Annotated in this window: 8 protein-coding genes and 3 pseudogenes; 6 read left to right on the forward strand and 5 right to left on the reverse strand. The window is 53.5% G+C overall.

Annotated elements, in window-relative coordinates:
• The first annotated feature begins 514 nt into the window (after positions 1–514).
• Positions 515–2,065, forward strand: a complete 1,551-nt coding sequence (locus QZ506_RS06365; protein WP_291969880.1) for a TerC family protein — start codon at positions 515–517, stop codon at positions 2,063–2,065.
• 130 nt (positions 2,066–2,195) lie between these two features.
• Here the strand turns inward: QZ506_RS06365 and QZ506_RS06370 are convergent, their stop codons facing one another.
• From QZ506_RS06370 to pabB, 3 genes are all read right to left on the reverse strand, one after another.
• Complete coding sequence (locus tag QZ506_RS06370) at positions 2,196–3,560, reverse strand: L-serine ammonia-lyase (RefSeq protein WP_291969882.1); 1,365 nt, start codon at positions 3,558–3,560, stop codon at positions 2,196–2,198.
• Positions 3,561–3,801: 241 nt separating this feature from the next.
• Complete coding sequence (locus QZ506_RS06375) at positions 3,802–4,419, reverse strand: CoA pyrophosphatase (protein WP_291969884.1); 618 nt, start codon at positions 4,417–4,419, stop codon at positions 3,802–3,804.
• A complete protein-coding gene (gene pabB / locus QZ506_RS06380) occupies positions 4,416–5,792 on the reverse strand; it encodes an aminodeoxychorismate synthase component 1 (protein ID WP_291969886.1) in 1,377 nt (458 codons plus the stop codon). The genes QZ506_RS06375 and pabB overlap by 4 nt, the downstream gene beginning before the upstream one ends.
• 124 nt (positions 5,793–5,916) lie before the next feature.
• On the opposite strand from pabB, the gene QZ506_RS06385 reads away from it, so the two are divergent.
• Positions 5,917–6,096 carry a YoaH family protein gene (locus QZ506_RS06385; protein WP_291969888.1) on the forward strand — a complete coding sequence of 60 codons (180 nt, stop codon included), beginning with the start codon at positions 5,917–5,919 and terminating at the stop codon, positions 6,094–6,096.
• Between the two features lie 40 nt (positions 6,097–6,136).
• On the opposite strand, the gene QZ506_RS06390 is transcribed toward QZ506_RS06385, so the two are convergent.
• Complete coding sequence (locus QZ506_RS06390) at positions 6,137–6,484, reverse strand: RidA family protein (RefSeq protein ID WP_291969890.1); 348 nt, start codon at positions 6,482–6,484, stop codon at positions 6,137–6,139.
• An 88-nt stretch (positions 6,485–6,572) separates the two neighbouring features.
• Here QZ506_RS06390 and QZ506_RS06395 point away from each other — a divergent pair.
• From QZ506_RS06395 to QZ506_RS06410, 4 genes and pseudogenes are all read left to right on the forward strand, one after another.
• Positions 6,573–7,981: pseudogene (locus QZ506_RS06395) on the forward strand (ATP-dependent DNA helicase); the annotation flags it as partial.
• Positions 7,982–8,054: 73 nt separating this feature from the next.
• Positions 8,055–8,756 (forward strand): tRNA (adenosine(37)-N6)-threonylcarbamoyltransferase complex dimerization subunit type 1 TsaB, encoded by a 702-nt coding sequence (gene tsaB / locus QZ506_RS06400; protein ID WP_291969892.1) that lies wholly within the window; start codon positions 8,055–8,057, stop codon positions 8,754–8,756.
• A 66-nt stretch (positions 8,757–8,822) separates the two neighbouring features.
• Complete coding sequence (locus QZ506_RS06405) at positions 8,823–9,392, forward strand: Slp family lipoprotein (protein WP_291969894.1); 570 nt, start codon at positions 8,823–8,825, stop codon at positions 9,390–9,392.
• Positions 9,393–9,607: 215 nt separating this feature from the next.
• A pseudogene (locus QZ506_RS06410) lies at positions 9,608–10,419 on the forward strand (AMP-binding protein); the annotation flags it as partial.
• Here QZ506_RS06410 and QZ506_RS06415 read toward each other — a convergent pair.
• A pseudogene (locus QZ506_RS06415) lies at positions 10,414–10,530 on the reverse strand (transposase); the annotation flags it as partial. The pseudogenes QZ506_RS06410 and QZ506_RS06415 sit on opposite strands and share 6 nt — an antisense overlap.
• Positions 10,531–10,671 lie beyond the last annotated feature (141 nt).

Here is a 10,671-nt window from a genome sequence, read left to right on the forward strand (position 1 = left end):
GCAGCCCAGTGAAACGACGGATCCTCGCAACGTAAAATAATGCAGTTAGGCCTCATGAGAAAAGTGTACACCTGAGATGACAAGCATTTTCAACCAAAACTGGCATGGAAAAACAGCATGATTACCTATTATTCAACAAAGCCATTTTCTGGTTAAAACGTCGTTTGTTATGTGATTGAGAACAATATCACGGGCATGTTAAGAAACGTTGCGTATTGGCGTTTTTTGGTAGCAAAGAAATCTTTGTAAAAATTCGAAACAACCTGCTAGAGTAGCCTCCTGTTTAATTGCTTAGGAGCACAGGGTTTCGAACCACTCTATATGGACCGTCACCGACAATCCTTTTTTACCCAGCCGGCCTGCGCCTGTGCTGTTTCTGGGGCTGACCTGATGGGTCACCCATTTATCGATAGCCGCCAGGGCGGTATTTCTTCTCTTGCTGTTTCCCCTATGCTGAGCCACATCACACCGACGGTGTTGATGCTGTCTGCTTGCACCATTTCTGGAGTCTGACATGGAATTTTTGCTAGATCCCTCAATCTGGGCGGGCCTGTTGACGCTGATAGTGTTGGAAATCGTTCTGGGCATCGATAACCTGGTGTTCATCGCCATTCTGGCGGATAAGTTGCCGCCGAAGCAGCGCGACAAGGCCCGTGTTATCGGCCTCTCGCTGGCGCTCTTGATGCGTCTGGGACTGTTGTCTCTGATTTCATGGATGGTGAAACTGACCAATCCACTGATCACTATCGCTGGTTACGGTTTCTCCGCGCGCGATATGATCTTGCTGGCGGGGGGGCTATTTTTGCTATTCAAAGCCACCACGGAGCTGCATGAACGGCTGGAAAATCGGCCGCATGAGCATAACGGGCACAAGGTTCACGCCAGTTTCTGGGCGGTTGTCGCACAGATTGTCGTATTGGATGCCGTCTTCTCACTGGATGCGGTGATCACGGCTGTTGGTATGGTTAACCATATCGGCGTGATGATGACGGCGGTGGCGATTGCGATGGTGGTGATGCTGCTGGCATCCAAGCCACTCATGAACTTCGTCAATGCCCACCCGACGGTGGTAGTACTCTGCCTTAGCTTCTTGCTGATGATAGGTTTGAGCTTGATGGCGGAAGGCTTCGGTTTTCATATTCCGAAAGGTTACCTGTACGCTGCGATCGGTTTCTCGATTCTCATTGAGCTGTTTAACCAGATTGCGCGCCGCAATTTCATCAAATACCAGTCACGTCGCCCGATGCGCGAGCGGACTGCCGAAGCGATCCTGCGTTTGATGGGGGCGCGTAAAGCCACGGATGATGAAGAAGCCAAACCCGCATCTCCTGCCATGGAAACCTTCGCAGAAGAAGAACGCTACATGATCAGCGGTGTATTGACGCTGGCATCGCGCTCGCTGCGCAGTGTGATGACGCCGCGTACCGAGATCTCCTGGGTGGACAGTGAACGCTCGATTGACGATATTCGCGTGCAATTACTGGATACGCCGCACAGCATTTTCCCAGTTTGCCGTGGTTCTCTGGATGAGTTGGTCGGTGTGGTGCGCGCCAAAGAATTGCTGGTGGCGCTGGATAACGGTGTAGATGTAGAGAGCTTTGCTGCTGCCACACCGCCGCTGGTGGTGCCGGATACGCTGGATGCCATCAATCTGCTACCGGTACTGCGCCGCGCCAAGGGCAGTCTGGTTGTTGTCAACAACGAGTTTGGTGTGGTACAGGGGCTGGTGACGCCGTTGGATATTCTGGAAGCGATTGCCGGTGAATTCCCGGATGAAGATGAAACGCCGGATATTGTGGTCGAAGAGGGCGGCTGGTTGGTGAAAGGAGGTACCGATTTGCACACGTTGCAACAGGTGCTGGACAGCCATGAACTGGTCGATCCGAAAGAGGAATATGCGTCGTTGGCGGGGTTGTTGCTGGCACACAGCAATGAAATTCCCAAGGTAGGCGAAGTGATTGAACTGCATCACTTCCGTTTTGAGATCATGGCCGTATCGGAATACCGAATCGAACTGGTGCGTGTGACGCGTTTGGCCGATCCTTATGCGGATGAAGAAGAGTGATATTTTCTTCTGACTCTGTAACTTTTCCCTCCTCATCCCCGGCGAAAGCCGGGGATCTCTGCGAGAAAAAGTGCTTTTCTTCGGCAAGAGATTCCCGCTTTCGCGGGAATGACGGTGGGTGTATGAGCTGTTAATCACATTGTACTTTCACGGCCAAACCACCACGCGAGGTTTCGCGGTATTTTGCATTCATGTCTTTACCTGTTTCGTACATGGTTTCAATCACTTTATCGAGCGATACGCGCGGTTCGCTGGTGCGACGCATGGCCATGCGAGTTGCATTGATGGCTTTCACCGAGGCGATGGCATTGCGCTCAATGCACGGTACCTGAACCTGACCCGCGACAGGATCGCAAGTGAGACCAAGGTTGTGCTCCATACCAATTTCAGCGGCAATGCACACTTGCTCCGGACTGGCTCCGAGTAATTCCGCCAGGCCTGCTGCCGCCATGGAACAGGCCACGCCGACTTCACCCTGACAGCCAACTTCTGCGCCGGAGATCGAGGCATTCATCTTGTACAGTATGCCAATCGCCCCGGCGGCGAGGAAGTAACGCAGGGCAATGTCGGTGGTGATCGGCTCAATAAAGTGATCGTAATAAGCCAATATCGCCGGAACGATCCCACAAGCTCCGTTGGTCGGCGCTGTCACGACGCGGCCGCCAGCGGCGTTTTCTTCATTCACAGCCAGTGCGAACATGTTAACCCAATCGAACACGTCCATCGGATCGTTGGAGTGTTTGCCTGCGGCTCCCAGAATACGACGCAGCGCCGAGGCGCGGCGCGGTACGCGCAGCGGGCCGGGCAGTACACCTTCGGTATTGATACCGCGCTCGATGCAGGCATGCATGGTTTGCCATACATCAGCGAAGTAGCGCTCAATCTCATCCCGGCTGTGTAGCGCCAACTCATTGCGCATCAACAACCCGGAAAGGGACAGACCATGCTGTTTACAGTGCACCAGCATCTCTTTTGCAGAGTGGAAGGGAAACGGCACCTGAACGACACCTGCGCTGCTTTGCCCAAAGTGGGCTTCATCAACGATAAATCCACCGCCGATGGAGTAATAGGTGTTGCGATACAGAGGGAGGTCGCCGCCAAAAGCGGTGATCGTCATGCCATTCTCGTGCAGGGAGAGATTTTCACTGCGAAAATTCATGCTGCCGTGCAGCGGAAAATCCACTTCATGCTGACCGTTTGCCAGCAGCAAGCGTTCGCGCTGTTCCACGTCGCGGATAAATCCCGGAATGGCACCGATGGCGATGGTATCGGGCATGTTGCCCGCCAGTCCCATAATGATGGCGATATCGGTATGGTGTCCTTTCCCGGTCAGGGAGAGCGAGCCATAGACGTCAACGGTGATGCGGGTAACATCGCCAAGTTTACCCAGCTCAATCAAACCATCGACAAATTGCTTACCGGCTTTCATCGGTCCAACCGTATGAGAGCTTGAAGGGCCAATACCGATCTTAAACATGTCGAAAACGCTTATCACGCGAAAGCTCCTCAAAAGCGCAGATTTAGAATAATACTCCTTGGATCGTAATATTGTAGTGGGGTTTATATGGCAGGAGTGGGCTTTTCACATGAAAAAAACTTATGCACCAGGTGAAGATAACTTATAGCAGATCCGAATCACACTTGCGTTTGACAAGGATAATCAGGGGAATAGAAATACCACTACTAATGTATGGTTAATGTCCGCACAGGGAATAATCAGAATAAAATGCTACATTTCAGTCGGTTGAGGCGGAGAAGTGAAGAGCAAGCTGGCAAATGATGGCGGCAGCCAGCACCCAGACAAACTGTTGCCGATACCATGAAAGACAAACGCGGTGCGTTTGGCGCTGTCGCTCAATATCCAGCGGATAGTAGCGCGCCAGCGAAAACGCATCGGTCAACGGCATTTCAAACAGTTCTGCCACCTCATCCGCATTGGGCGCAACGTGAATATTGGCCGGTAACAGCACAACCACGGGCGTGACCTGAAAGCCGCTGACACTGTACAGTGGTGGCAGAGTGCCTAACACCGTCACAACCTCAGGAGCAATAGACACTTCCTCTTGGGCTTCGCGCAATGCCGTAGCGATTAAGCTGACGTCGCTACTGTCTGCGGCCCCTCCGGGGAAGGCAACTTGCCCGGCATACTTGCGCAGTGTGCTGGCGCTCCGGGTCAGTAATAGCGTCGGAGCATCGGTGTGGCACACAATCGGCACCAGCACAGCCGCTTTATGCACTTGGCGCACCGGTTTGGCCTGAGGTGCACGCTGCAACTGAAAGCGCGTGACGAAGTTCGACAAGTCGTCAGTCAGCGGGGGGAATGGAAAGGTAACTGGCTCAATTACTGTACTCATAACATGTGCGCCGCGTTTAGTAGAGGAAGAATTCGGCCCAGTTTATCCAGTGTTTCCTGATATTCAGCTTGCTCCTGGCTGTCTGCCACGATACCTCCGCCCGCCCAGCAGTGAAGCTGTCCCTGTTCTGCAATCAGCGTGCGAATAGTAATGCTGGTATCCATGGTGCCACAGACGCTGATATAGCCAATGCTGCCACAATAGGCGTTGCGGCGGTGCGGTTCCAGCTCTTCGATAATCTCCATGGCGCGAATTTTGGGCGCACCGGTGATGGAGCCACCGGGAAAACAGGCGCGCAGCAAATCCGTGGCATGGCTGTTTTCCGGTAGCCTTGCCTCAATGGTGCTGACCAGATGGTGCACCGCTGGAAACAGCTCAACGTGAAACAGCGCAGGCACCCGCACACTGCCGGGTACGGCAACGCGGCCAATATCATTACGCAGCAGGTCGACAATCATTAAATTCTCTGCGCGATCTTTCTGCGAGGCAGCAAGCGCCGTGGCGCGGCGCGCATCTTCCTGTGGATCGGCAGCGCGTGGCAGTGTCCCCTTGATGGGGCGCGTTTCAATGCGCTGATTTTGTAACTGCAAGAAACGCTCTGGCGATACGCTGATGACGCAATGCTCCGGCAAGCGGATAAACGCAGAAAACGGGGCTCGATTGGCATCAGAGAGCGAGAGAAAAGCCTGCCATTCATCACCGCGATAACCTGCGCTGAAGCGCTGTGCCAGGTTGACCTGATAGCAATCTCCCGCGCGCAGATAGGCTTGAATGTGCTGGAAGCGGATGCCGTACTCATCCCGTGTCATATTGGACTGCCACGGGGTAGTCAGTTGGAAATCGCCAAGAGAAGCCACATTTGGCGGTGCGGATAGCCAGGCCAGCCGCGCTTCATGGTTACCATAGTTCATCAGTGTAAGCGTCTGCTGCTGGTGGTCGGCGATCAGAGACCAGTCGTAGATGCCCACTGCCATGTCCGGCAGGTGGATATCTTGCTTTGCCTGTGATGGAAGCGTTTCGACGCGTCGTCCGAGATCGTAACCAAACAAGCCGAGTGCACCGCCCTGAAAAGGCATATCGGGATGCGTGTGTGCGGTGATCCCGGCCAGCGTCATTGTCTGGCGTACCAACAAGAAGGGATCTTGTGTGGAGCGCTCTGTGCCGTCCGCGCGCGTGATGAGCGTCTCATCGTCTTGAGTGGTTAACGTTGCTACAGGGTCGGCCACCATGATATCGAAACGGTTGTGCTGGTGATCGGCAAAACCGGAGTGCAGCAGCATGGCCCATGGCTGATGAGATAATCGGGCAAACAGGTTCAGCAGGGCATCCGGCTGATAAGGCAGTCTATGAAAATCAGGTAAACAAGAATCCATCGGTGTTATATCATCGTGCAGGTGCTGATTAATATCGTTTTTAGCGTTATGATGCGTGCTTATAGGCCACGCCAGTGCGTCAGCCTAGCACAATTCGCCCACGGCGTATAAGGAAGCTGACTGAATGTTTAATGATATGCCCCCCTTAACCCACTCTCAGCAGCAAGACGCGGTTGAACGTATTCAATCACTGATGGCGCAAGGTATGAGCAGTGGAGAGGCCATCGCGCTGGTTGCCGCTGACTTACGGCGGCAACATATAAGTGACACGGTCACTTATAATAAATGTGACGAAGATGAATAATCCCTAACGCAGGCGCTGAGCGGACGACTTTCAGAATGCACTACAGCGCGGCGATGGCCTTGATTTCCACTTTATATTTCGGGTTCATCAGACGCGCTTCTACGGTACAGCGTACCGGCGCCTGGCCTGCCTCCACCCAGGCATCCCAGGCGGCATTCATGGCGCTAAAGTCTGCTGCGTCAGCAAGGAAAATCGTCACATCCAGCAGACGCGTTTTGTCTGAACCATTCTGACTCAGGATGGCATCAAGCTGTGCCAGGGTGCTTTCGGTTTGCGCCTGAGCATCGGCATCCAGATTCTCCGGCACGCTGGTGTAGTAAAGGGTGCCGTTATGAATTACGGCATCGGACCAGCGGGCTTCTGGTTGAATTCTGATAATGTCTGTCATTGCTTGTCTCCCTGCATCAATCCTAAAAGATAAAAATCGTTTTGCAGCCTACCACGATTCTGTGGGCTGAGGCGATGTGATCGCGATCTGTCTGGGGAGCGATTGCCCGCATTATAAAGAATGCTTCGTGGTCAAAGCGCGGCGTAAGGTGATGGAATCCGATGTTGTGGTGGTTAACCATCACCTCTATCTGGCCGACATGGTGGTAAAAGAGAGCGGATTTGCTGAGCTTATCCTAGATAGCGATGTGGTTATTTTCGATGAAGCACACCAGATCACCGATATCGCCAGTCACTACTTTGCTCAGCAACTCACCAGCCGTCAATTGCTCGATCTGGCGAAAATATCATTATCGCGTATCGCACCGAAGTGCGCGATGCGGCTCAACTGCAAAAATCCGCCGATCGCTTATCACAAAGCACACAGGATTTTCGGCTGGCACTGGGGGAGCCCGGTTTTCGCGGCAACCTGCGTGATGTATTGGCGCAACCCTCGCTGCAACGCGCGCTGCTGTTGCTCGATGATGCACTTGAACTCTGCTATGACGTTGCCAAACTGTTGCTCGGGCGCTCGGCGCTGCTGGATGCTGCCTTTGAACGCGCGACCCTGTATCGCGCCCGTCTCAAACGGCTACAGGATGTGCAACAGGCCGGCTACAGCTATTGGTATGAATGCAATGCGCGGCATTTTGTGTTGGCGCTGACACCGCTCTCCGTGGCGGACCGTTTTCGTGAACTGATGCAAGAGAAGAAGGCCGCATGGATCTTTACCTCGGCGACGCTGTCGGTTAACGACCGGGTCGAGCATTTTACCGAGCGCCTAGGATTGGACCATGCGCAATCTATGTTGCTGCCGAGCCCGTTTGATTATGCGCAGCAGACGCTGCTTTGCGTGCCACGTTTTCTGCCAGAATTGTAGCAACGGGGTGTGGCACAACGGTTGGCCACTCAGTTGCGTCCTCTCATCGAGGCGAATCGCGGGCGTTGCTTTATGTTGTGTACTTCGCACCAAATGATGCGCGATCTGGCAGCAGATTTCCGTGCCTCACTGACATTGCCCGTGTTGCTTCAGGGCGAAACCAGCAAGGCATAACTGTTAGCGCAGTTTGTCTCTGCGGGGAATGCGTTGCTGGTGGCGACCAGCAGCTTCTGGGAAGGGGTTGATGTGCGCGGTGATGCGCTCTATTGTGTGATTATCGATAAACTGCCGTTTACCTCGCCAGATGACCCGCTGCTGAAAGCGCGTATCGAAGATTGCCGCCTGCGCGGCGGCGATCCGTTTGACGAAGTACAACTGCCCGATGCGGTCATCACACTGAAACAAGGGGTGGGGCGTTTGATTCGCGATGTGGACGATCGCGGCGTTATCGTTATCTGCGATAACCGTCTGGTGATGCGTCCTTACGGCCAATCCTTTCTGCAAAGCCTGCCGCCCGCTGCTCGCACGCGCGATCTGACTCAAGCGATCCGTTTTCTTTCCCGCACCGAGGCGGTGTGATGCCTCGGAGTAATTCCATTCGCGGTGTGCTATGCTACGCCGCGTTATTTTTGTTTCACTGCCTGAGGTCGGCATGTCTACGCGAATTTTAGCGCTCGATACTGCGACGGAAGCCTGTTCCGTTGCACTCTGGAATGATGGTAAAGTTTTCTCCCTGTATGAAGTATGTCCACGTGAGCATACCCAACGCGTGTTGCCGATGGTGCAAAAGGTGCTGGCTGAAACCGGTGTGGCGTTGAACAGTCTGGATGCGCTGGCATTTGGTCAAGGTCCCGGCAGTTTTACCGGTGTACGAATCGGTATTGGTATTGCTCAGGGGCTGGCGTTAGGCGCAGATTTGCCGATGCTGGGTATCTCCACGCTCGCCACGATGGTACAGGGGGCCTGGCGTCGCACAGGTGCAACGCGCGTTCTGGCGGCGATTGATGCCAGAATGGGAGAGGTCTATTGGGCAGAGTATCAGCGTGATGTTGACGGCAACTGGCAGGGCGACGAACATGAAGCTGTGCTGACGCCACAGCAGGTACTGGAGCGCACCTTATCACTGCGTGGTGAGTGGGCGACCGTTGGAACCGGATGGGAGACGTATCCGACACTGGCTGCCCACGCGGAGATCGCTCTGACGCCGGGCGATATGCTGTTGCCACAGGCGCAGGATATGCTGCCGCTGGCCTGCCATCAGTGGCAGTCAGGTAACGCGGTCGCCGTCGCCGATGCCTTGCCACGTTATCTGCGCAACAATGTCACCTGGAAAAAATTACCCGGTCGCGCCTGATAACCGCGCAACTTATTGCATTACTGCCTACTCTAATGAGTAGGTAATGGCAAAGGGATCAGTATTATGGCGATTTATTATTGGTCAAAACAGATGACGTTCGCGGTTCTGGCACTGCTGCTGGCAGGTTGTTCCTCGATTCCTGAATCCATCCAGAGTAGTTCAGAAAGACCGTACGACCGTTTGTCGCAAATCACGTTGATTCCGCAGGTGGCCTTGGGTCAGGAGGCGCGTCTCGGCGGTCGCGTTGTGGCCGTTCATAACGAAAATGATAAAACCCGATTGGTGATTGTCAGCCTACCGCTGGATCGCTGGGCGCGGCCCCAGTTGGAGAGCGTTTCTGAAGGACGATTTATTGCCAACGTCAAAGGCTTCCTTGAACCTCTCGATTTTCAGGGGCGACTGGTGACGGTAGTGGGTTCGGTCGCGGAAATGGAGCAAGGTCAGATAGGCAGCAGGCCTTATCGCTTTGTGGTGATCAATGTGACGGGTTATCAACGCTGGAATGAAACGCAGCAGGTCATCTTGCCGCCCGGCGCGGCTGATCCGTGGGGATGTGATTGGCGTTACCGGCGAGGTTGGGGCTTTGGCAATGACCGGGGCCCGGAACGTATCGAGACTATCGTGACGCAATAAATGACGGTTTTTATCTCTTAGAAAAACGGAGAACAACGAGGCGACGCAGGTCGCCTCATTTTTTTTGATACATATGATTAACAATAAGGCGTGATCGAACTCTCAACCTCGATATTGTCTCAGCAGCAACTGGTAAGCTGAGTTGAAATAATGTTAATTGAACGAGCGGTGGGAGAATCATCATGCCACTAAAAAAATACCTTGGGAGTGATACCTTGGAGAAAATCTGGTTAACGCGCTATCCGGCAAACGTGCCCGCCGAAATTAATCCGGATAACTATACGTCGTTGGTCGATCTTTTTGAAAATGCAGTTGCCCGATATGCAGATCTACCTGCATTTATTAACATGGGCGAGGTAATGACTTTCCGCAAGTTGGAAGAGCGTAGCAGCGCATTTGTCGCCTATTTGCAAAACCAACTTCATCTGCAACAGGGCGACCGCGTGGCACTGATGATGCCGAACCTGTTGCAATATCCGGTCGCGTTGTTTGGCATTTTGCGCGCCGGTCTGGTGGTGGTTAACGTCAATCCGCTTTATACCCCGCGTGAACTGGAACATCAGTTGAAAGACAGCGGCGCAACCGCCATTGTGATTGTGTCCAACTTTGCACATACGCTGGAAAGGTGGGGTATAACACCGACGTTAAACATGTGATCCTGACGCGCATGGGCGATCAGCTCTCTACCGCGAAAGGGACGCTGGTCAACTTTGTGGTTAAATATATCAAGCGTCTGGTGCCGAAATACCATCTGCAGGATGCCATCTCGTTTCGCAGTGCGCTGCAACAAGGGCGGCGACTTCAGTACATCAAACCACAAATCGTGAATGCCGATCTGGCATTTTTGCAATACACCGGCGGCACCACCGGGTTGTCGAAAGGCGCGATGCTGACACACCGTAATATGCAGGCGAACCTGGTACAAGCGAAAGCCGCTTATGGCCCGGTATTGCAAGAGCGGCATGAATTGGTGGTCACCATGCTGCCGCTCTACCACATCTTTGCGTTGACGGTAAACTGCCTGCTTAACGGCATCGGTGACCTTCGATACCAGGGCGGGTGAGACATCAGCATCATACAGTTCTTTGAACGCAGCGGCAATTTCGCGGGTGGTCATCCCTTTGGCATACAACGATAAAAATGTACTAGCTCAGACCTGATCTGACAGTTACCGATTATTTATACAGGTGTCTGTCAGATTACATCTGGTTCAGATTCTTTTCTGCCCAGATCCGTTTTCCATCGAGTAAAGTGGCCATCGGCGTACGCCCGCAGCACA

Source organism: Candidatus Symbiopectobacterium sp. (assembly GCF_020054415.1).
GTDB lineage: Bacteria > Pseudomonadota > Gammaproteobacteria > Enterobacterales > Enterobacteriaceae > Symbiopectobacterium.

Bases quoted from the DNA above. Each gene is read 5' to 3' on its own strand.
- QZ506_RS06365 (WP_291969880.1), top strand. From the start codon at position 515: ATGGAATTTTTGCTAGATCCCTCAATCTGGGCGGGCCTGTTGACGCTG.
- QZ506_RS06375 (WP_291969884.1), bottom strand. From the start codon at position 4,419: ATGAGTACAGTAATTGAGCCAGTTACCTTTCCATTCCCCCCGCTGACT.
- pabB (WP_291969886.1), bottom strand. From the start codon at position 5,792: ATGGATTCTTGTTTACCTGATTTTCATAGACTGCCTTATCAGCCGGAT.
- QZ506_RS06385 (WP_291969888.1), top strand. From the start codon at position 5,917: ATGTTTAATGATATGCCCCCCTTAACCCACTCTCAGCAGCAAGACGCG.
- QZ506_RS06390 (WP_291969890.1), bottom strand. From the start codon at position 6,484: ATGACAGACATTATCAGAATTCAACCAGAAGCCCGCTGGTCCGATGCC.
- tsaB (WP_291969892.1), top strand. From the start codon at position 8,055: ATGTCTACGCGAATTTTAGCGCTCGATACTGCGACGGAAGCCTGTTCC.
- QZ506_RS06405 (WP_291969894.1), top strand. From the start codon at position 8,823: ATGGCGATTTATTATTGGTCAAAACAGATGACGTTCGCGGTTCTGGCA.